Annotated in this window: 19 protein-coding genes; 9 read left to right on the forward strand and 10 right to left on the reverse strand. The window is 73.1% G+C overall.

Annotation, left to right across the window (positions count from 1 at the left end):
* Positions 1-34: 34 nt before the first annotated feature.
* Positions 35-1,807 carry a hypothetical protein gene (locus LN251_RS40890; protein ID WP_458249190.1) on the reverse strand — a complete coding sequence of 591 codons (1,773 nt, stop codon included), beginning with the start codon at positions 1,805-1,807 and terminating at the stop codon, positions 35-37.
* Positions 1,808-2,142: 335 nt separating this feature from the next.
* On the opposite strand from LN251_RS40890, the gene LN251_RS40895 reads away from it, so the two are divergent.
* Both LN251_RS40895 and LN251_RS40900 read left to right on the forward strand, forming a co-directional pair.
* Positions 2,143-2,805, forward strand: a complete 663-nt coding sequence (locus tag LN251_RS40895) for a response regulator transcription factor (RefSeq protein WP_458249191.1) — start codon at positions 2,143-2,145, stop codon at positions 2,803-2,805.
* Positions 2,802-4,187 carry a sensor histidine kinase gene (locus tag LN251_RS40900; protein WP_458249192.1) on the forward strand — a complete coding sequence of 462 codons (1,386 nt, stop codon included), beginning with the start codon at positions 2,802-2,804 and terminating at the stop codon, positions 4,185-4,187. The genes LN251_RS40895 and LN251_RS40900 overlap by 4 nt, the downstream gene beginning before the upstream one ends.
* A 9-nt stretch (positions 4,188-4,196) precedes the next feature.
* Here the strand turns inward: LN251_RS40900 and LN251_RS40905 are convergent, their stop codons facing one another.
* The gene (locus LN251_RS40905; RefSeq protein WP_458249193.1) at positions 4,197-5,084 is read right to left on the reverse strand and encodes a COG4705 family protein; all 888 of its coding nucleotides are present in this window, start codon (positions 5,082-5,084) and stop codon (positions 4,197-4,199) included.
* A gap of 160 nt (positions 5,085-5,244) precedes the next feature.
* Positions 5,245-6,210 carry a pirin family protein gene (locus LN251_RS40910; protein ID WP_458249194.1) on the reverse strand — a complete coding sequence of 322 codons (966 nt, stop codon included), beginning with the start codon at positions 6,208-6,210 and terminating at the stop codon, positions 5,245-5,247.
* A gap of 148 nt (positions 6,211-6,358) precedes the next feature.
* On the opposite strand from LN251_RS40910, the gene LN251_RS40915 reads away from it, so the two are divergent.
* The 3 genes from LN251_RS40915 (at position 6,359) to LN251_RS40925 (ending at position 7,706) form a co-directional block, all read left to right on the forward strand.
* A complete protein-coding gene (locus tag LN251_RS40915; RefSeq protein ID WP_458249195.1) occupies positions 6,359-6,850 on the forward strand; it encodes a MarR family winged helix-turn-helix transcriptional regulator in 492 nt (163 codons plus the stop codon).
* Positions 6,847-7,290, forward strand: coding sequence for a MarR family transcriptional regulator (locus LN251_RS40920; RefSeq protein WP_458249196.1), 444 nt, complete (start codon positions 6,847-6,849; stop codon positions 7,288-7,290). The genes LN251_RS40915 and LN251_RS40920 overlap by 4 nt, the downstream gene beginning before the upstream one ends.
* A 68-nt stretch (positions 7,291-7,358) precedes the next feature.
* Entirely contained in the window at positions 7,359-7,706 is a 348-nt protein-coding gene (locus LN251_RS40925) for a tetratricopeptide repeat protein (protein ID WP_058921483.1), read from the forward strand.
* A gap of 58 nt (positions 7,707-7,764) precedes the next feature.
* Here LN251_RS40925 and LN251_RS40930 read toward each other — a convergent pair whose 3' ends face one another.
* The gene (locus LN251_RS40930; protein WP_458249197.1) at positions 7,765-9,165 is read right to left on the reverse strand and encodes a PepSY-associated TM helix domain-containing protein; all 1,401 of its coding nucleotides are present in this window, start codon (positions 9,163-9,165) and stop codon (positions 7,765-7,767) included.
* A 143-nt stretch (positions 9,166-9,308) separates the two neighbouring features.
* On the opposite strand from LN251_RS40930, the gene LN251_RS40935 reads away from it, so the two are divergent.
* On the forward strand, positions 9,309-9,953 hold the full coding sequence (locus tag LN251_RS40935; RefSeq protein WP_458249198.1) for a peptide deformylase: 645 nt from the start codon (positions 9,309-9,311) through the stop codon (positions 9,951-9,953).
* A gap of 25 nt (positions 9,954-9,978) precedes the next feature.
* On the opposite strand, the gene LN251_RS40940 is transcribed toward LN251_RS40935, so the two are convergent.
* Complete coding sequence (locus LN251_RS40940; protein WP_458249199.1) at positions 9,979-11,412, reverse strand: dihydrolipoyl dehydrogenase family protein; 1,434 nt, start codon at positions 11,410-11,412, stop codon at positions 9,979-9,981.
* Between the two features lie 124 nt (positions 11,413-11,536).
* Between LN251_RS40940 and trxA the strand changes: the two genes are divergently transcribed.
* A complete protein-coding gene (trxA, locus tag LN251_RS40945) occupies positions 11,537-11,923 on the forward strand; it encodes a thioredoxin (protein WP_058921487.1) in 387 nt (128 codons plus the stop codon).
* Positions 11,924-11,962: 39 nt separating this feature from the next.
* Here the strand turns inward: trxA and LN251_RS40950 are convergent, their stop codons facing one another.
* Genes LN251_RS40950 through LN251_RS40960 form a run of 3 tightly spaced genes read right to left on the reverse strand, consistent with a single transcriptional unit; the run spans position 11,963 to position 15,658 of the window.
* Positions 11,963-13,399 (reverse strand): benzaldehyde dehydrogenase, encoded by a 1,437-nt coding sequence (locus LN251_RS40950; RefSeq protein WP_458249200.1) that lies wholly within the window; start codon positions 13,397-13,399, stop codon positions 11,963-11,965.
* A gap of 28 nt (positions 13,400-13,427) precedes the next feature.
* Positions 13,428-14,606, reverse strand: coding sequence for a 4-hydroxybenzoate 3-monooxygenase (locus LN251_RS40955; protein WP_458249201.1), 1,179 nt, complete (start codon positions 14,604-14,606; stop codon positions 13,428-13,430).
* A gap of 17 nt (positions 14,607-14,623) precedes the next feature.
* The gene (locus tag LN251_RS40960; RefSeq protein WP_458249202.1) at positions 14,624-15,658 is read right to left on the reverse strand and encodes a LacI family DNA-binding transcriptional regulator; all 1,035 of its coding nucleotides are present in this window, start codon (positions 15,656-15,658) and stop codon (positions 14,624-14,626) included.
* A 148-nt stretch (positions 15,659-15,806) separates the two neighbouring features.
* Between LN251_RS40960 and LN251_RS40965 the strand changes: the two genes are divergently transcribed.
* Together LN251_RS40965 and LN251_RS40970 are read left to right on the forward strand one after the other, a co-directional pair.
* Positions 15,807-16,478 (forward strand): TetR/AcrR family transcriptional regulator, encoded by a 672-nt coding sequence (locus LN251_RS40965; protein ID WP_458249203.1) that lies wholly within the window; start codon positions 15,807-15,809, stop codon positions 16,476-16,478.
* Positions 16,479-16,515: 37 nt separating this feature from the next.
* Positions 16,516-17,652 (forward strand): FAD-dependent oxidoreductase, encoded by a 1,137-nt coding sequence (locus LN251_RS40970; protein ID WP_458249204.1) that lies wholly within the window; start codon positions 16,516-16,518, stop codon positions 17,650-17,652.
* On the opposite strand, the gene LN251_RS40975 is transcribed toward LN251_RS40970, so the two are convergent.
* Positions 17,633-18,160: a hypothetical protein gene (locus tag LN251_RS40975; protein WP_458249205.1), complete on the reverse strand. Its 528-nt coding sequence runs from the start codon at positions 18,158-18,160 to the stop codon at positions 17,633-17,635. The genes LN251_RS40970 and LN251_RS40975 overlap by 20 nt on opposite strands.
* A gap of 309 nt (positions 18,161-18,469) precedes the next feature.
* Positions 18,470-19,153, reverse strand: a complete 684-nt coding sequence (locus tag LN251_RS40980) for a TetR/AcrR family transcriptional regulator (protein WP_458249206.1) — start codon at positions 19,151-19,153, stop codon at positions 18,470-18,472.
* Between the last annotated feature and the right edge of the window lie 23 nt (positions 19,154-19,176).

Consider the following 19,176-nt stretch of genomic DNA (forward strand, 5'->3'; position numbering starts at 1 on the left):
TCCGACGCGCCCGCGGTCCTCGACCGCTTGCCGGTCAGCGGGCGGGCGGAGGGGCTGCCGGGAGGTGCGCCGTGGTGATCGTCATCGGTGTTCCGGTGACGGCGATCAGGTAGGTCCGGGCGCGGCCGCTCGGCACGGGACGGAAGCCGCCCGGGGGTTCGACGACGTAGAGGGCCGAGGCGTGCGGTGCCAGAGTGGCGGGGCCGGAGGCGATGGTCCACCAGTTGGAGGCGCCCTGGCCCCTGCGACTGGCGAAGTGCGGGGAGAGCGACGTTCCCGTCGTGTTGACGGCCCGCAGGCGCACGGCGGTGATGCCGACGCGTGAGCCGTGCTGGGCGTAGCGGGGGGCGAGGCTCATGTGCAGGGGCGGCGGGCTCGCGGCGGCGATGAGCACGCAGACGACGGCGGGGGTGAGCAGCGCTGCCGCCAGGGCGGCCTTAGCCCGCCGGCCGGTGACGTGTGGCAGCCGCGGCTGCCAGGCGGTGGCGAACGCGGCCGCCGGGACGGTCGCCGCGGCCGCCAGCCACAGCGGGGTCATCATCAGGAAGTAGCCGTCCTGGGAGCGAGTGGCCGCGTAGAACGCGATCCAGGGCAGGACGGTGAGGGCCGGGCCCACGCGCCGCACGAACAGCAGCGTGACGGCGAGCAGGCCGAGCAGGAGCAGCTGGCTGCCGTAGGAGTAGTAGTCGAGGCGGCTGCTGCCGTCGGTGAAGTAGTAGGAGACGCCCATCACGCCCTGCCCGTGCAGGATCGCCTTCTGCTGCAGCGGCAGGAGAATGCCGTCCAGCCAGGCCGAGAAACCCTCCGCGGCGAAGTAGGCGTTGACGGCGCACCAGGTCAGGGCGGCGGTGGCTGCGTAGCGCGCGGTCACGGCCAGGGCGCGCCGGGGGCCGAGTTCGCCCCGCCGGACGGCGTACAGGCCGATCAGCAGGAAGGGCGCCAGGAACCAGGCGAGCTGCTGGGCGGCGCAGGCGGCGCCGAGACAGGCCGCGCGCAGCACGCCGCCCGGCCCGAGGTGCCCGCCCCGGCCCGTGTCGGGCCAGCGGACCACCACGGGTACCAGAAGCGCGAGAGCCGTGACGGCGGGGTAGCCGAGGTAGGCGTAGTGCGGCAGGAAGCCGAAGCCGAGGCAGACGGCGGTGGCGGCGGAGCGCCACTGAGCCGGCAGCAGCAGCCACAGGAGGACGGAGGAGAGCAGGAGCGCGGAGGTGGTGACCAGGGTGGCGGCCGCCGTGGAGTGGACGACGGCGTGCACGGGTGCCGCGAGCAGTGCCGTCAGCGGCGGATAGCCGTAGGTGAGGTCCGCGCCGCCCGACATGGTCTTGGTGATCCCGACGCGCGGGGTGCCGAACAGCCACGGCCACGGCCGCCCGTACACGGGGCGGCCGTGCAGGATCTCGTTCGCCGCCTGAGCGGTCAGTACACCCTCGTCGCTGCCCATGTGGTCCAGCACGTAGCCGCTCGTCACCAGCGCCACCGCCGTGAGCAGGACGACCGCGTCGACCGTGATCAGCGCGCGGCGGGTGCGCACGGTCAGCGCGAGGACGGCGCAGACGAGGATCGAGGCGTAGCAGACCGAGATGACCCCGGCGACGACCGGGCGCGAGAGCATCGCGTCGGTCCAGGCCGCGCGCGTGCCGATGAACAGGCTGATCGTGGCGACCAGGGTCATGCCCCGGTGCAACTGCCCGGGCGCGGTCTGCGGTACGCCGCGCGCGCGGGCCGGGGGCGAGGGCGGCGCCACCGGATCCGTGGCGGTACGGCGCCGCATCCCGACGCTCGTTCCGGCGCGGTAGGTGCCAGCCATGAACCGCCTCCTCTGTCTCGCCCCCATTGGGCGGCAGTCGCGGACGTCCGGCCACCGGAGATCCGTCGAGCGCGACCCGCGGGAGACGAGCCGGCGCCCGACGTTCCGCAGGACCGGGGCCCGTCGGCCATAAGACCTGACACGCATTCAGATGTGCGCCGTTCGGGTCACGGGCGGGAACGGACGCCCCCTGTCGATCGTCTACAGTTCAGACAGCGTCTACAAGGTTGTAGTCGGTAAGCGGTTTGCGTGAATCGTCTTCATCCCCCTGATCGTCTTCATCCACCGAATCGCCTCCATCGGCCCAATCGCTCTCACTCACCGGACGGAGAAGCATGCGTCACAAGATCCTGGTCGTCGAGGACGATCACGCCTTGCGTGACGTGCTGCGCCGGGGCCTGTCGGACGAGGGCTTCGCGCCCGTACCCGCCGCCGACGGGGCGACCGCCCTGCGGCTGGCGGCCGAGGACATCGCCGCGGTCGTCCTGGACGTCGGGCTGCCCGACGCGGACGGCCGGGACGTGTGCCAGGCGCTGCGCGCCAACGGGTTCGCCGCGCCGATCATCTTCCTCACCGCCCGCCACGGCCTCACCGACCGGCTGTCGGGGTTCTCCGCCGGTGCCGACGACTACCTGTCCAAGCCGTTCCATCTCGCCGAACTCGTCGCCCGGCTGCGGGTCGCGGTCAGACGTGCCGCGCCGCCGGCAGTGGCCAGAGCCGGAGACCTGGTCCTGGACGCGACCCGGCACAGCGCCGCGGTCGGCGAGGCGCACGTCGACCTCTCCCCCACCGAGTTCCGTCTGCTGGCCACGCTCGTCGCGGCGGGCGGCTCCCTCGTGAGCCGGCGTGACCTGGTGGGGGCGGCCTGGCCCGACGGCGCGCACGTCAGCGACAACACGCTGGACCAGTACCTGAGCCGGCTGCGCCGCAAGCTGCGCGGCACGGGCAGCGCCCTGAGCCTCACCACCGTCCGCGGCGTCGGGCACCGCCTGTCATGAACCGTCTTCCGCGCCCTCCGGCGCCCCGGACCCTGCGCGGCCGCCTCTCGCTGGTCGCGCTCACCATCGCCGCGCTGCTGATGGCCGTCCTGACCGTGGCGTTCAACGCCGTGCTGGACCGGCAGCTGCGGCACCAGGCGGACGACGTGCTGCGCGACCGCGCGGCCGCCGTCGCCACGACCATCGACACCCGCGGCCCCCGTGTGCGCGTCGTGGAGACCGCCGACGACCGCCTCCTCGATACGAACGTATGGATCTACGACGGAACACGGCTGGTGGAGAGACCGCCACGGGCACCCGCCGACAACGCCCTGACCCTCGCCGCCGACCGGCTGGCCGCGGGAGGCGAGCGCGGCTGCGTGACGGCACGGGCCGAGAACCCGCGCTTCGTGCGCCTGTGCTCCCGCCCCGTGACCGGCGGCCGCAGCGCCGCGACCGTCGTGACGGCCCTCGACCTCGCCCCGTACCGCAACTCGGCGCAGACGGTGCTGTTCGGGTCGCTAATCCTCGACGCGGTCATGCTGGCCTGCACGTATGTGCTGACGCGCCTGGCCGTGGGACGGGCGCTGCGTCCCGTGCGCACGATGACGGACCAGGCCACCCAGTGGAGTGCCGTCGGCTCGGCGGACCGCTTCGGAGCCGTGCACCATCCGGCCGAACTGGCCCGGCTGGGCGCCTCGTTGGACGCGCTGCTGGACCGGATCCGCACGGTGCTGCGGCACGAGCGGCAGCTGACCGGCGAGTTGTCGCACGAACTGCGCACTCCGCTCACCCGGATCGTCGTCGAACTCGACTGGTGGCGGGCGCGTCCCCGCTCGGCCGCCGAGACCCGCGCCACCCACGAGGTGATCGCGGACGCCGCCCGGTCCATGCGCACCATATGCGACACCCTGCTCAACGACGCGCGGGAGAGCGCCCGCGGCCCCTCGGCCGCTCCGGGTACCGCCGCCGTCGCGCCCGTCCTGCACCGGCTGACCGCGGACCTCGGCACGCGGGACCGGGGGGAACCGGTCAAGACGGTCGTCGACGTACCGGACGGGGACCTGGAGGCGGGCGTCGCTCCCGCCCTCCTCGAACGCATCGTCAGCCCGGTGCTGGCCAACGCGATCCGGTACGCCCGCTCCACCGTGACCGTCCGAGCGCGACCGCGGCCCGGCGGTGTGCGCATCACCGTCACGGACGACGGCGCGGGCGTACCGGAGTCGTTCCTCGACCGGCTCTTCCAGCCCGGCCGCCGCGCCGACCCGGACGACGGCCACGACGGCGCGGGGCTGGGCCTGCCGCTCGCGCGCCGCCTGGCCCGCGCCGTCGGCGGTGACGTGTCGTACGACGCCGGGTACGAGGGCGGCGCACGCTTCCGGGTGGACCTGCCGACCGGCTGACGTGCCGGCTCAGTCGGCCCGATGGGCGACGGCCGCCTCCGGCTCCCGCGGAGCCGCCGTCCGGCGTTCCCGGACCTGCGCATGGGCCATCAGGCCGAACAGGACGGCCAGCAGCACGGCCGAGGAACCGGCCGTGCCGAGGTCGAGGCCGCCCTTGGCGACGGGCTTGGTCAGGAAGTCACCGGCCGTCGCACCGAGCGGCCGGGTGAGGACGAACGCGATCCAGAACAGAAGGACGTTCGGGACCGCCGGGACCTTCATCAGGGCGACCAGGACGGCGAGCGCCCCCGTCACGAGCAGCGCGCCGCCCGCGTACCCGAGTCCGGAGCTGTCGGAGAGGAAGTCGCCCATGGACGTGCCGAGGGTGTTGGAGACGAGGATCGCCGACCAGAACAGCGTCTCGCCGCGGAAGGTGACGATGTCCTGGATGACGAAGGTCATCCCGGCCGCCTTCCAGACGGCGAAGATGACGAGCAGCATCGAGACGAGGATCGCGGCGCCCGCGGGGTAGCCCAGGCCGAGGCCCTGCGGTCCCCAGCCCAGCGAAGTGGCGCCGTTCGAGAGGTACTTGGCGCTGGCGTCGCGGTTCATGAAGTCGGACATCGTGGTGCCGGCCATGCTGGTCGACAGGATCACGGTCCAGTAGAAGAACGGGTGGTAGCGGCTGGACCTGAGCTGGACGACCAGCGTCACCACGAAGGCGAGGAACAGGACGATCGTGGTGAGGAAGTAGCCGAGTTTCAAGGTCTGCGAGAAGAGGTCGCCGGCCGTCTCGCCGAGGGTGGTGGCGGCGATCTTCATGATCCAGAACGCCAGTGTCACCTCCGGGAGTTTCTTCATGACCGACTTGGTCGTGCTCGCGACGTCGAGGTCGGTGAGCATGTCGGGTTTCTGCATGGTGGGGGGCTCCTGGGTCGAACGGCAGGGCGCCCGTCCCATGAGGGGACGAGCGCCCTGTGACAAGCGGCGACCGCGCGACGGCGGTCGTCCTGATCGACCCTGGCAGCGGCATCCTGAACGCATCCTGAACGGCTGACGCACGATCAGGTGCGCGACGTCAGCGCACCCGGCCCCGCGGCTTCAGGGGCAGGGGCGGCAGCTCCGGAGCGGGCAGCGGTGCGCCGTCGTAGCCCTTCACCTCACCGAAACGGGTGCCCTCCATCCAGTCCCGGCGCGCCTGTTCGATCTCCTCCTGGGTCCGCCCGATCCAGTTCCAGAACATGATCAGCTCCTCCTCGAACGGTTCACCGCCCAGGAGCATCAGCGCCGCGTCCGAGTCGGCCCGCAGCGGGAGTTCGGTGCGGCCGCAGCCGAGGTAGAGCATCGAGCCCGGCAGCAGCGGCACGCCGTCGACATGGGCCTCGCCGGACATGGACAGCACGGCGTACTCGAAGTCCGGCTCCAGCGGGAGGCGTACGTCCGCCCCTTCGGAGAGGGCCAGGTCGGCGCCGACGATGGGGGTGTACGTCGTACCGGGCGAGGTCGCGCCGTCGAGGTCGCCGAGGATCAGGGTGCCCTTCAGGCCCGGGGCCGTGACGACGGGCAGTTCGGCGTGGTGCTCGAAGTGCGGGTCGGTGTGGCGGTGGCCGTCGGGGAGCGCCACCCACAGCTGGGCGCCGTGCAGGAAGCGGGCGTGCGAACGGGGGCTCTCCTCGGAGTGACTGATCGCCCGGCCCGAGGTCATGAGCCCGAGCTCACGGGGGCGGATCGTCTGCAGGCTGCCGGTCGAGTCGCGGTGCAGCACCTCGCCCTGGTGCAGCCAGCTCACCGTCTGCAGGCCCATGTGCGGGTGCGGCGGGACCTGCATGCCCGGTTCGTCGGCGATGTCGTCGGGGCCGTAGTGATCGACGAAGCACCAGGCGCCCACCATGCGGCGGCCGAGGTTGGGCAGGAGCCGGCGGACTTCGGTCGACTCGCCGAGTTTGACGGTGCGCGGGCTGAGGAGTTCGCGAACGGGCTCCGCCACCACGAAGCCACGGCCGCCGCACAGGGCGGGAACCGCCTCGCGATCAAGATTGCTCATGAAACCCAACCTAGTCCGGTCAGGGCGGTCCCGTCAGTCCGTCGCCCGGGCGGTCCCGGCTCCCCGTGGCCCACCGGAAACAGCAGGCCACCGGGTACGGAGCGGAATTTAATAGCCATGTACATAATAGCCTTGTACGGTATTCGTCATGAGCAGCGGTTCCGAGAAGGCGACGCCCGGGTTCCTGGTGTGGCGTCTGTCGATGAAGTGGCGGGTGGCGGTCGACCGAGCGGTGGCGCCGCTCGGACTCACCCACGCCCAGTACTCCCTGGTGGCCTCGCTGTACGGCATGCAGCGCGGCGGCGAGCGGCCGAGCCAGCGCCGCCTCGCCGACCACACCGGCCTGGAGGCGCTCTACGTCTCCAAGCTGGCACGCGGCCTGGAGTCGGCCGGCCTCCTGGAGCGCACCCGGGACCCCCGCGATCCGCGCGCCGTGCAGCTGGCCCTCACCGAGCGGGGCCGGGAGGTCACCCGGCGCGCGATCCAGGTCGTGCAGGGACTGCTGGAGCAGTTGCTCGCGCCGCTCGGCGGCCTCGACGCCCCCCGGGCACGGAAGTTCACCCGCGACCTGGCCACCCTGCTCGACGCACCTCTTGATCCGTTCAGCGAGAACAGCCCGAACAAGAAGGAGCAGTCATGACCACCACCGCGCCCGTCGCCGACGCCCGGTCCCTGGGCCTGGCCCACTACGCCGCCCGCGCCGCCCTGGAGAGCGTGCTGAGCCGGCACGGCCTCACGTTCCAGCAGCACATCGCCCTCAGGTCCGTGGTCGTCGCCGGGACACCGGTCGAGCGCGACGCCCTCGTCGCCCAGGTCACCGGTTCGCTCAAGGTGGAGACCGCCGAGGCGCGGGACGTCGTGGGAGAACTGCTCGGCAAGGGGCTGCTGACGGCCGAGGCGACCCGCGTCCGGGCGGCCGACGCCGGCCGCGCGCTCTACGCCGAGGTCGCGGCCGAGGCCGGGGAGCTCTCGGCTCGGATCTGGTCCGGGATACCGGCGGAGGACCTCGCCGCCACCGGCCGCGTCCTCGCCCTGGTGACCGAGCGGGCCGACGCGGAACTCGCGGCGAAGAGGGCCTGAGGGCCCCCGGAGGCCGTACCGGAATAGGCGAGGAGCCGCCTTGGTTGGGCAGACCGAAGGAGGCAGCAGTGGACATGACGTACTACGACCACGGAACGCCGGCGGAGCGCTGGGAGCGCGCGCGGATGTTCTTCGACGCCAAGGACTTCGCCGCCGCGGCGCGCGTGCTGGGCGGCCTGGTCGAGGAGGTGCCGGAGCAGACCGGCCCGCGGCTGCTGCTGGCCCGCTCCTACTACCACTCCGCGCAACTGCAGCGCGCCGAGGCCGAGTTGCGCGTCCTCGTCGAGCGCGACCCGGTCGAGCACTACGCCCGGCTGATGCTCGGCCGCACGCTGGAGCGCCAGGGGCGGCAGGAGGAGGCCGAGTCGCATCTGCGCATCGCCTCGGCGCTGGCGGGCGACTTCCAGCAGGTCTGACCGAGACCGTACGACGGCAGGCCGGGCCCGGTTCCGTACAGGAACCGGGCCCGGCCTGCTACTTCAGGGCCGGTGCGCGCCTGCCGCGCCGGTGCGCGATCTCGCCGAGGACGACGTCGACGGCGACGAAAGCGGCCAGCGGGATACCGAGCAGGGGCACGAAGCAGCCGACCACGGCGATGACGGCGACGCCCGGCACGAGGACCGCCGGGGACACCCGCTGCCAGGCTCCGCGCGGGACGGGCCGGCCGAAGGCGGAGGCGCGGCCGCGCTGCCACCACATGCGGTAGCCCCAGACGATCAGCATCACCAGGGAGAGCGCCAGCAGCATCAGGGCGATCTGGTTGACGAGGCCGAACAGGATGCCGGTGTGCAGGTCGATCCCCCACCGGGTCAGCTTCGCCAGCAGCGGGTGGTCCGCGAACCGCAGGACGTCGGTGACCTGCCCGGTGGCCGGGTCGACGGCGACCGCGTCCTGCTTCTCGGGCCAGCTGCGCTGGATCTGCCGTACGACGTACGCGGACTTGTCGTCGGCGGGCGGCACGATCTCCACCGGGTCGGTCAGGCCCTCGGCCCGGGCCGCCGCGAGCACCGTGTCCAGGCCGACGCCGTGTTCGCCGGACCCGGTCGTGGCGGCGGCGCCGTGACCGGCGTGTTCGCCGCCGGCCACGGCGGAGACGGACGGTGTGGCCTGCCCCAGCGAGGTGCGCAGTTCGTCGATGTTCGCACCGGCGTACGTCGACCAGGTCAGGCCCGTCGCCGACAGGAAGAGGAACCCGGCTGCGGCCCACACGCCGACCGTGCCGTGCAGCCCCAGAGTGCGGCGCCGGCCACGGGTGCCGCGCACCTTCCGCAGGGCCCGGCGCCGGGAGAACCAGAGCACCAGCCCGCCGCCCGCGATCACCCACAGCCAGCTCGCCGCGAACTCGCTGTACAGGCGACCGTTCTCGCCCAGGTGGAGGTCGCGGTGGAACTCGTCGATCCAGGTCCGCAGGGGCAACGCGCCGGTCGAGCCGTACTGTTCGAGGGCGCCGCGCACCTCGGCGGTGTAGGGGTCGACGAAGACGGCGAGCGTGTGGCCGGGGTCGACGCCCTCGACGCCGGACAGCAGCACCCTGGTCGTGGCGTCGGCCTGCGGGGAGGGCCGTACCGCCGACACCGTGCCCTCGGGGTGGGCCTCGCGGGCGGCGGCCACCAGCCGGGAGACGGGCAGCTTGGCGTCACCCACCTGGTCGACGCTCAACTCATGGGCGTAGAGGAGCTCTTCGGCCTGGAAGGCGCCCGCGTACAGGAAGCCGGTGACGGCGGCGACGAGCAGGAACGGGGCGACGAACACACCGGCGTAGAAGTGCAGGCGCAGCACCAGGGGCCGGAGCGGCGCCCACCGGCCGGGGGGCGGTGCCGGGGCGGGGTCGGGTTCGACCTCGTCCTTGGTGGGCGAGGAGGCGGTGGACGACATGGCGGGCTTCTCCGGGGGGACGGGACGCTGTTGCTGTGGTGGTCCAGTAGTCGGAGGGAGTCGGCCCCGAGTTCCCGGCGGGGCAAGTGGCGTGCGCCACACGGCGGACGGCGGGTGCCGGAACGTCATGCGATGCTTGCCGCATGGCAACTCACCGTGATCACGCGTCTCTTGCCGAGCAGGTCGAGGAACTCCTCGCCGCCGACGGTCCGCTGCCGATCGTCGCGGCCGGTGATCCTGTGCTGCGGCGCGGCACCGAACGCTTCGACGGCCAGCTCGATCCCGCGCTGTTCGCCCGCTTCGTCGAGGCCCTGCGCGTCACCATGCACGCGGCGCCGGGCGTGGGGCTGGCGGCGCCGCAGGTGGGCGTGGGGCTGCGGATCGCGGTGATCGAGGACCCGGCACCGGTGCCGGAGGAGATCCGCGTGGCCCGGGGCCGGGAGCGACTGCCGTTCCGGGTCTTGGTGAATCCCTCGTACGAGCCCGTCGGGACCACGCGGGCCGCTTTCTTCGAGGGCTGTCTGAGCGTGCCGGGGTGGCAGGCCGTGGTGGCGCGACCCGCGCAGGTGCGGCTGACCGGCGAGGACGAGAACGGGCGCGCGGTGGACGAGGTGTTCAGCGGGTGGCCGGCCCGGATCGTGCAGCACGAGACGGATCATCTCGACGGCATGCTCTACCTCGACCGGGCGGAGCCGCGCTCGCTGTCGTCGAGCGAGGCGATGGCGCGGCTGTGGACGCAGCCGACGCCCGGGGAGGCGGCGAGGGCACTCGGCTTCGACCTGCCGTGAGCGGCCGGGTGCCCTCGCGTGTCGGTCAGTTGTCCCGGTAGGCCTCCAGCAGCCGCAGCCACACCTCGCTGATCGTCGGGAACGACGGGACCGCGTGCCACAGGCGGCTGACGGGGACCTGGCCGGCGACCGCGATCGTCGCCGAGTGGATGAGTTCTCCGACGCCGGGGCCGACGAAGGTCACCCCGCGCAGGATCTCCTTATCCAGGTCCACGACCATGCGGGCGCGGCCCTTGTAGCCGTCGGCGAACAGGCCCGCGCCCGCGGCCGAGCTCATCTCGACGTCCACGGCGCGCACCCGGTGGCCTGCCTGCTCCGCCTCGGCGAGGGAGAGGCCGACGGCGGCGGCCTCGGGGTCGGTGAAGACGACCTGGGGCACGGCGGCATGGTCGGCGGTGGCGGCGTGGGCGCCCCAGGCGTCCGACTCCAGGATGGGGACCCCGGAGGCCCGCGCGGCGATGGCGGCACCGGCGATGCGGGCCTGGTACTTGCCCTGGTGGGTGAGGAGCGCGCGGTGGTTGACGTCGCCGACGGCGTAGAGCCAGTCGTTGCCGGTGACGCGCAGGCTGTCGTCGACCGGGAGCCAGCCGCCGGGCTCCAGGCCGACGGTGTCCAGGCCGATGTCGGCGGTGCGCGGCCTGCGGCCGGTGGCGAAGAGGATCTCGTCGGCCTCGATGCGGTCGCCGGTGTCGGTCACGACGACGAGGGTGCCGTTCTCGCGGGTCACCGACGCGACGGAGGTGCCGGTGCGGACGTCCGCGCCGGCCTCGGTGAGGGCCTCGGCGACGAGTTCCCCGGCGAACGGCTCCATGCGGCCCAGCAGGCCCTTGCCGCGGACGAGGACGGTGACCTGCGAGCCGAGGGCCTGCCAGGCGGTGGCCATCTCGGTGGCGACCACTCCCCCGCCGACGACCACGAGCCGGCCGGGCACCTCCTGGGCGCTGGTGGCCTCCCGGCTGGTCCACGGCTTGACGTCGGCCAGGCCCGGCAGGTCGGGCAGCACGGCGTCGGTGCCGGTGCAGACGGCCACCGCGTGCCGGGCGGTGAGCACCTTCCGCGTGCCGTCGGAGGCGGTGACCGTCACCGTGCGCGGGCCGGTCAGCCGTCCGTGGCCGCGGTGGAGGTCGGCGCCGATGCCGTCCAGCCACTGGGCCGCGCCCTCGTCGTGCCAGTCGGAGGTGTAGTAGTTGCGGTGCGCGAGGACCGCGGCGGCGTCGAGGGGGCCCTGCACCGACTGGCGCAGGCCGGGTACGCGCCGGGCGTCCGCGCGGGCGATCACCGGGCGCAGCAGGGCCTTGCTGGGGATGCAGGCCCAGTACGAGCATTCGCCGCCGACCAGCTCGCTCTCGACGACCGCGGTGGACAGGCCGGCCGCGCGGGTGCGGTCGGCGACGTTCTCCCCCACCGGGCCGGCCCCGAGCACCACGACGTCGTACGCGAAGGTTTCCGTTTCCGTCATGGGGTCAGTCTGGTGGGTGGTGTGCGCTGAGACCACACGGGTAGGGGGTCGCGGAATAGGTGACCGCCCGGCCGCGTTTGTGCCGACGGCTTCGCCCCGACAGCAGGAAGAGGGAATCAAGGTCATGAGCAGCACCGTGGAGCTCACCAAGGAGAACTTCGACCAGACGGTCACGGACAACGACTTCGTCCTGATCGACTTCTGGGCGTCCTGGTGCGGGCCGTGCCGTCAGTTCGCGCCGGTGTACGAGAAGGCGGCCGAGGAGAACCCGGACCTGGTGTTCGGCAAGATCGACACGGAGGCGCAGCCGGAGCTGGCCGCGGCCTTCGGTATCCAGTCGATCCCGACGCTGATGATCGTCCGCGACCAGGTGGCCGTGTTCGCGCAGCCCGGCGCGCTGCCCGAGGCCGCTCTCACGGACGTCATCGGGCAGGCGCGCAAGCTGGACATGGACGAGGTCCGCAAGGCGGTCGCCGAGCAGCAGGCGCAGGCCGAGCAGAACGGCCAGTAGCGGCCGCCGGCGGACCGGGAACGGCCGGAAGCGGACCGGCTAGAAGGGGTACGGCGCCACGTCTCCACGGACCGTCGTCCAGCGGACGTCGGTGAAGGCCTCCAGGTTGGCCTCGCCGCCGAAACGGGCGCCGGTGCCGGAGGCGGCGATGCCGCCGAAGGGTGCCACGGCCTCGTCGTTGACCGTCTGGTCGTTGATGTGGACGATGCCGGTCGGGATGCGCTCGGCGAGGTCGAGGCCGCGGGCGGTGTCGCGGGTGACGATGCCCAGGGACAGGCCGTACTCCCCCGCCGCGGCGAGCGCGGCCGCCTCGTCGGCGGTGGCGAAGGAGCGTACCGGCGCGACCGGGCCGAAGACCTCCTCGGCGTAGGCGGGGGTGCTGTCGTCGACGCCCGCGAGGACCGTCGGCCGGTAGAACAGCCGCTCGTGGGTGCCGCCCGCGGCCAGTTTGGCGCCGTGCGAGGTGCTGGCCTCGACCAGGCCGTGGATCTTCGTGAGCTGGCGGTCGTCGATGATCGGGCCGAGGTGGACCTGTTCGCGGTGCGGGTCGCCGACGGCCAGGGAGTCCGCCTTGGCGGCGAGACGCTCGACGTAGTCCTCGTAGAGCGACTGGTGGACGAGGTGGCGGCCGGTCGTCATGCAGATCTGGCCCTGGTGGAAGAACGAGCCCCAAGCGGCGGTGGAGATCACCGCGTCGATGTCGGCGTCCTCCAGGACGACCAGGGCGGAGTTGCCGCCCAGTTCCAGGTGGACCCGCTTGAGGTGGCGTCCGGCGGCCTCGCCGACGGCCCGGCCGGCGGCGGTGGAGCCGGTGAAGGAGATGACCGGCACCCCCGGGTCGGCGACGAGTGCCTGACCGACGTCGGGGCCGCCGGGCAGCACGTGCAGCAGTCCCTCGGGCAGGCCCGCCTCGGCGAAGACCGCGGCCAGGGACAGCCCGCCGCAGACGGCGGTCCGCGGGTCCGGCTTGAGCAGGACCGCGTTGCCGAGCGCGAGGGCGGGGGCGACCGAGCGGATGGAGAGGATCAGCGGCGCGTTGAACGGGGAGATCACGCCGACCACCCCCACCGGGACGCGGCGCGTGTACGACAGGCGTGGCGCCTCGCTGGGCAGGATCTGTCCGGCCGGGCGGGAGGCGAGCGCGGCGGCCTCGTAGCACTCCTGGGCGGCGACGTGCAGTTCGAAGTCGGCCTTGCCGGGGATCGAGCCGGACTCGCGCACGAGCCATTCGCGCAGTTCGTCGGCGTGCGCCGCGAACAGGTCGCCGGCCTTGCGCAGGACGCCCGCGCGGACGAAGTGCGGGAGGCGGGCCCACTCGGCCTGGGCGGCGCGGGCGGTCTCGGCGGCGCTGCCGACGTCCTCGGCGGAGGCGAGGGTGACGGTGGCCAGCGTGTCCCCGGTGGCGGGTTCCGTGACGGTGTACTCCGGTCCCGACAGTGGGCGGGCCTGCCAGGTCTTCGGGTCGAGCAGCGGCATGACGGCTCTCCGTTTCCTCACCGGGGGCTCAGATCATGAGCGGAAGTCCCGTGTAGTTGGCGGCGAGTTCGGCCGCCGCATGGCGGGACGCGGCGATCCGGCGCAACCGCGCGAGCTGCAGCCGGTTCTCGAAGGCGTCCCCATCTGGTTGAGCATGCAACATCTTAGTCATCTCGTACGAGAATCGCGTGGCCTGCCACACACGGGAAAGGCACATCCGCGAATAGTCGTCGAGGAGTTGCTCGGAGCCGCCGCGGTGCAGTTCGGCGAAGGCGCGGGCCAGGACGCGGACGTCGGAGACGGCCAGGTTGAGGCCCTTGGCGCCGGTGGGCGGGACGATGTGCGCGGCGTCGCCGGCCAGCAGCAGGCGGCCGTGGCGCATCGGCTCGTGGACGTAGCTGCGCATCGGCGTCACCGCCTTGGCGGTGATGGGGCCGCGGTGCAGGGTCCAGTCGGCGTCGACGGCGAAGCGGGCGGCGAGTTCGTCCCAGATGCGGTCGTCCGGCCAGTCGCCGGGGTCGGTGTCGTTGGGGACCTGGAGGTAGAGGCGGGAGACGCGCGTGGAGCGCATGCTGTGCAGGGCGAAGCCGTTCTCCCCGCGCGCGTAGACGAGCTCCTCGCAGGACGGGGCGACGTCGGCGAGGATCCCGAGCCAGGCGTACGGGTAGTCGTGCCCGTACGTCCGGCCGGCGCCGGCCGGGAACGCGGCGCGGGAGATGCCGTGGAAGCCGTCGCAGCCGGCCACCCAGTCACAGGTGAGGGTCTGCTCCCGGCCCTCGTGCACGAACCGCACGACGGGCGTGTCGCTGTCCGGCTTCTCGATCGCGAGTGCCTCCGCCTCGAAGAACAGCGGCGGCCCCTCTGCCAGTTGGAGGGCGACGAGGTCCTTCACGATCTCGGTCTGGGCGTAGATGGTGACGGTGCGGCCGCCGGTGAGCGTGGGGAAGTCGATGTGGTGGCGTTCCCGGTCGAAGCGCAGCTCGATGCCCTGGTGGACCAGCCCCTCGGCGTTCAGGCGCTCGGCCGCCCCCGCCTCGCGCAGTGCGTCGACCGTGCCCTGCTCCAGCATGCCGGCGCGCTGGCGGTGCTCGACGTACTCGCGCGTTCTGGCCTCCAGGACGACGCAGTCGATGCCGGTGCGGTGCAGCAGCCGGGCGAGGAGCAGTCCTGCGGGGCCCGCGCCGATGATGCCGACCGTCGTGCGCATGCGCGCCTCCCGTGGTGTCAGCTGGAGTCGCGGTGGACCACCGTGGCGCCCAGCACCTTGTGCCTCTCGGGCGCGGCCGCGGGGTCGCGGACCGCGCGGTCGACCAGTTCGGCGAGGCCGCGGCCGGACGGCAGCTCGATGTGGACCGTGCTCAGCCGGGGCCTGAGCAGCCGGCCGAGCATGAGGTCGTCGGCGCCGATGACGGCCACGTCCTCCGGAACGCGCACGCCCTCGTCCTGCAGGGCGCGCATCAGCAGCATCGCGTACTCGTCGTTGTACGCGAAGACCGCGTCCAGGTCGAGATCGCGCCAGCGGGCGGCAAGGCGTGCCGCCGAGTCCTCCTCGTAGGCGAGGGGCAGCTCGGTGAGGGTGGCGGTGGTGCCGTGCAGGGCGGCGCGCACGCCTTCGAGGCGGGGCAGGGAGAAGGACTCCAGCCCGCGCTCCCGGGGCACGACCACGCCGATACGGCGCCGGCCGCGGTCGTGGAGGTGCCTTCCCGCGCAGTGGCCGACGGCCTCGTGGTCCATCAGCAGGGAGTGCGCGCCGTCGACGGGCTCGGGACCGAGGGTGACCACGGCCCGGGCGCCGGAGCCCTTGAGCACCTTCACGCCCTGTGGGCCCAGACCCGGACCCGGCACCAGCACGGCCACGGGCCGCAGCTCGGCCCAGGCGCGGACGGCCTCGTCACCGCGCAGACCGACCGAACCGAACTGCACGACCGTGTAGTCGAGGCGGCCCAGTGCCCCCTGGAGCTCGCTGATGAACCGGCTGTAGAGCGGGCCGACCGGGACGTCGGGCGCGGGCATCAGCACGAGTCGGCTGTGCCCGGCACGCAGGCTGCGGGCGGCGGCGTGGGGGACGTAGCCCAGTTCCTCGGCGGCCTCGTGCACACGGCGGCGCGTGGGCTCGCTGATGCGCACGGCGCTGGTGTTGTTGAGCACGTAGGAGACGGTCGCGCGCGAGACTCCGGCCAGGCGGGCCACGTCGGCGCTCGTCGGCACGGGCCGTGGTGCCGGGGACGAGGGCCCGGGCGTTTTCGGTATCTGCACCATGACGTACGGCATCTTCGCAGAACCCGGCGCTCGTGATCCGGGTCGGGGAACTTCGCAATCAAGTCGGTAGGGAGCGAGTTCGAGCCACGCGCACGAACATGTTCGTCACGAACTTGTTCGCGACGAACATGTTCGTTACGGTGGTGTCATGACAGACCGATCCGACACCTCCCGCAGCCGCCGGGAGCGCCCTGCCAAGCCTGCTCTGACCAGGGAGGGCATCGTGGCCGCGGCCGTCGCGATCCTGCGGGCCGAAGGGTTGCAGAAGGTGACCATGCGGCGCCTGGCGCAGGAGCTCGACACCGGCCCCGCCTCGCTGTACGTCTACGTCCGCAACACCGCGGAGCTGCACGCGGCCGTCCTGGACGAGCTGCTCGGCACCGTCGGGCAGCCCCCGGCCGAGGGCGACTGGCGCGAGCGCCTGGAGCGGGTGCTGGACTCCTACACGCAGATGCTGTTCGCGCACCCGAGCCTGGCCCGTTCCGCGCTCAGTGCCCGCCCGAGCGGTCCGCACTACCTGAACCTGATCGAGACGCTGCTGTCCCTGCTGGACGAGGGCGGGGTTCCGCCAGCGCAGGCCGCCTGGGGCGTGGACCTGCTGCTGCAGCACGCGACGGCGTCCGCCGCGGAGCACGCCGACGAGACCCCCGAGGAGGACTGGGACGCCCTGCGCGGCGCCCTGCGCGACCTCCCGGAGCGCACGCATCCGCGCATTGCCGCCCTGAGCGACGCGCTGGTGTCGGGCACACCCGAGGCCCGCCTGGCCTGGGGGCGGCGGACGCTGATCGCCGGTGTCGAGCGCACGGCCGTACCCGAGTGACCCTCCTCCCGCACCGAACCACCCCAAGGAGCACGCCATGACCACGCACCACCCCATCACCGTCGTCGGTGCCGGACTCGGCGGGCTCGCCCTCGCGCGGGTGCTGCACGTGCACGGGATCGAGGCCGCCCTCTACGACCTGGACGCCTCCCCCACGGCCCGCGTCCAGGGCGGCATGCTCGACATCCACGAGGACTCGGGACAGCAGGCGCTGCGCGCCGCGGGGCTGTACGAGGAGTTCCTGACGCTCGTCCACCGGGGCGGGGAGGCCGTCCGCATCCTCGACAAGGACGCGACGGTCGTTTTCGACGAAGCGGACGACGGCGCCGGAGGCCGCCCCGAGATCGACCGCGGCGACCTGCGCGACCTGCTGCTCGGCTCGCTGCCCGAGGGCACCGTCCGCTGGGGCGCCAAGGTCGCCGGCGCGCGGGCGCTCGGCGACGGCCGGCACGAGGTGGCGCTCGCCGACGGCACGGTCTTCACCACGGACCTGCTGGTCGGCGCCGACGGGGCCTGGTCGAGGGTGCGCCCGCTCGTGTCCGACGCCCGGCCCGTCTACGCCGGCGTGTCGTTCGTCGAGGCGGACCTGCACGACGCGGAGCTGCGGCACCCGGTGAGCGCCGAGGTGGTCGGCGGCGGCATGCTGTTCGCCCTCGGGGAGGGCCGCGGCTTCCTCGCCCACCGGGAGACCGACGGCAGCCTGCACGTCTACGCCGCGCTGGAGAGCGCCGAGGAGTGGCTCGACGGCATCGACTTCACCGACACCGAGGCGGCCAGGGCGCGGGTGCTGGAGCACTTCGCCGACTGGGACAAGAGCCTGCGGGCGCTGATCGCGGACGCCGACGGCGCGCTCGTCCCGCGGCGCATCCACGCGCTGCCGGTCGGGCACCGCTGGCAGCGCATCCCGGGCGTGACCCTGCTGGGCGACGCCGCGCACCTGATGTCCCCGTTCGCCGGCGAGGGCGCCAATCTCGCCCTGCTCGACGGAGCCGAACTGGGGCTCGCCCTCGCCGCGCACGCGGGCGACACGGAGGCCGCGCTGACTGCCTACGAGGAGAAGCTGTTCCCCCGCAGCGAGCGGTCCGCCGCCGAATCGGCGGAACAGGGCGCCGCCCTCTTCCAGGCAGACGCCCCGCAACAGCTGGCCACCCTGTTCACGGCCCACCATGGATGAGGAGGCCGGAGGGGGCGACTCGAGGGCCGGGAGCGGGTGGTCGGCCCAGTGCCGGGGGCCGGGCGGGCCCAGCCGGTGGGCGGCCCGCTGCCGAGGGCCGGGGAGCCCAGCAGGCGAGCGGCCCGACACCCAGAAGCAGGCAGGACCAGCAGGCGAACGGCTCGACACCGACGACCGGGACCCAGCAGGCCAGCCGCCCGACACCCACCAGCGGGCAGGACCAGCAGATGGACGGCTCGGCACCGACGACCGGGGCCCAGCAGGCCAGCCGCCCGACACCCAGCAACGGGCAGGACCAGCAGGCGAACGGCTCGACACCGACGACCGGGACCCAGCAGGCCAGCCGCCCGACACCCAGCAACGGGCAGGACCAGCAGGCCAACGGCTCGGCACCGACGACCGGGACCCAGCAGGCCAGCCGCCCGACACCCAGCAACGGGCACGACCAGAAGGCGAACGGCTCGACACCGACGACCGGGGCCCAACAGGCCAGCCGCCCAACACCCACCAGCGGGCAGGACCAGCAGAGGGACGGCTCGACACCGACGACCGGGGCCCAACAGGTGGGCGGCCTAGTGCCCAGAAGCGGGCCACGCTCATCCGGCAGGCAGCCCAGTGCCCAGGACCGAGCACTCAACAGGGGCGGCCCGACTCAGCCAGGCAGGCTTACCCGGTAGCCGGCCCAGTGCCCCGGAGCGGGCGTGCTCACCAAGCGGACGGCCCGATACCACCACCGGTCGGGCCCAGCAGGGGGCGGCTGCGCGCCAAGGACTCGGCTCAGCGTGTGGGTGACTCGGCGCCACGGACCCGCGTGCGCTCAACAGGTGGGCTGTTCCGTGTTCGTCACTCGGGCGACCAGGTCCACCCAGCCTCGTTCCAGTCGCTCCAGGGGGATTCCGCGTTGGCGGGTGAGGTGGTGGACGAGCGCGGGGTCCAGGTATCCGAGCAGCGCCTGGGCCAGCAGTTCGCAGTCGGCGTCCGGGACGATCTGCCGCAGCAGGACCATGACGTGCGTCGTGAGCGCGCGGGTCGAGGGGTGGGCGAACCGGCGGGCCGGCTCGGGCTGCGCGGCCAGCTGGAGATCCAGCTGCTCGGCCGAGCGGTACAGCAGCGCCACGCCGAACGCCCGCAGCCGCTCCAGGGGCGGCGCGCCGGGGCCCAGCGGCGGCGGGCCTGCGAGGAAGTCGGCCTGCAGCTTCCTCGCGGAGTGGTCCAGCAGCGCCATCAGCAGACCCGTGCGGTCGCCGAAGCGGCGGAAGACGGTCCCCTTGCCGACCTTGGCCGCCGCGGCCACCGCCTCCATCGTCACCCCGGCCGCGCCGTGCTCGGCGATCAGGCGGGAAGCGGCTTCCAGCAGCGCGGCTCGGTTGCGGGCGGCGTCGGCACGCAGGCATGGCTCGTCCGCGGCGGATCCGAGCTGCAGCAACTCGGCTTCGCCGGCGGGCTCCTGGGAAGCCGGGAAGGGCGGCACGGAGGCGGACATGAAGACAGCGTAAAGCATCGGGAACAAAACTGGACCGTGGT

This window comes from Streptomyces sp. MAI_2237 (genome assembly GCF_054189285.1).

What these genes read in the sequence shown, in the direction of transcription:
- LN251_RS40895 (WP_458249191.1), top strand. Translation starts at nt 2,143, where the DNA reads ATGCGTCACAAGATCCTGGTCGTCGAGGACGATCACGCCTTGCGTGAC.
- LN251_RS40970 (WP_458249204.1), top strand. Translation starts at nt 16,516, where the DNA reads ATGACCACGCACCACCCCATCACCGTCGTCGGTGCCGGACTCGGCGGG.
- LN251_RS40960 (WP_458249202.1), bottom strand. Translation starts at nt 15,658, where the DNA reads ATGGTGCAGATACCGAAAACGCCCGGGCCCTCGTCCCCGGCACCACGG.
- LN251_RS40955 (WP_458249201.1), bottom strand. Translation starts at nt 14,606, where the DNA reads ATGCGCACGACGGTCGGCATCATCGGCGCGGGCCCCGCAGGACTGCTC.
- LN251_RS40905 (WP_458249193.1), bottom strand. Translation starts at nt 5,084, where the DNA reads ATGCAGAAACCCGACATGCTCACCGACCTCGACGTCGCGAGCACGACC.
- LN251_RS40900 (WP_458249192.1), top strand. Translation starts at nt 2,802, where the DNA reads ATGAACCGTCTTCCGCGCCCTCCGGCGCCCCGGACCCTGCGCGGCCGC.
- LN251_RS40940 (WP_458249199.1), bottom strand. Translation starts at nt 11,412, where the DNA reads ATGACGGAAACGGAAACCTTCGCGTACGACGTCGTGGTGCTCGGGGCC.
- LN251_RS40950 (WP_458249200.1), bottom strand. Translation starts at nt 13,399, where the DNA reads ATGCCGCTGCTCGACCCGAAGACCTGGCAGGCCCGCCCACTGTCGGGA.
- LN251_RS40965 (WP_458249203.1), top strand. Translation starts at nt 15,807, where the DNA reads ATGACAGACCGATCCGACACCTCCCGCAGCCGCCGGGAGCGCCCTGCC.
- LN251_RS40980 (WP_458249206.1), bottom strand. Translation starts at nt 19,153, where the DNA reads ATGCTTTACGCTGTCTTCATGTCCGCCTCCGTGCCGCCCTTCCCGGCT.
- LN251_RS40935 (WP_458249198.1), top strand. Translation starts at nt 9,309, where the DNA reads ATGGCAACTCACCGTGATCACGCGTCTCTTGCCGAGCAGGTCGAGGAA.
- LN251_RS40920 (WP_458249196.1), top strand. Translation starts at nt 6,847, where the DNA reads ATGACCACCACCGCGCCCGTCGCCGACGCCCGGTCCCTGGGCCTGGCC.
- LN251_RS40910 (WP_458249194.1), bottom strand. Translation starts at nt 6,210, where the DNA reads ATGAGCAATCTTGATCGCGAGGCGGTTCCCGCCCTGTGCGGCGGCCGT.
- trxA (WP_058921487.1), top strand. Translation starts at nt 11,537, where the DNA reads ATGAGCAGCACCGTGGAGCTCACCAAGGAGAACTTCGACCAGACGGTC.
- LN251_RS40890 (WP_458249190.1), bottom strand. Translation starts at nt 1,807, where the DNA reads ATGGCTGGCACCTACCGCGCCGGAACGAGCGTCGGGATGCGGCGCCGT.
- LN251_RS40915 (WP_458249195.1), top strand. Translation starts at nt 6,359, where the DNA reads ATGAGCAGCGGTTCCGAGAAGGCGACGCCCGGGTTCCTGGTGTGGCGT.
- LN251_RS40930 (WP_458249197.1), bottom strand. Translation starts at nt 9,165, where the DNA reads ATGTCGTCCACCGCCTCCTCGCCCACCAAGGACGAGGTCGAACCCGAC.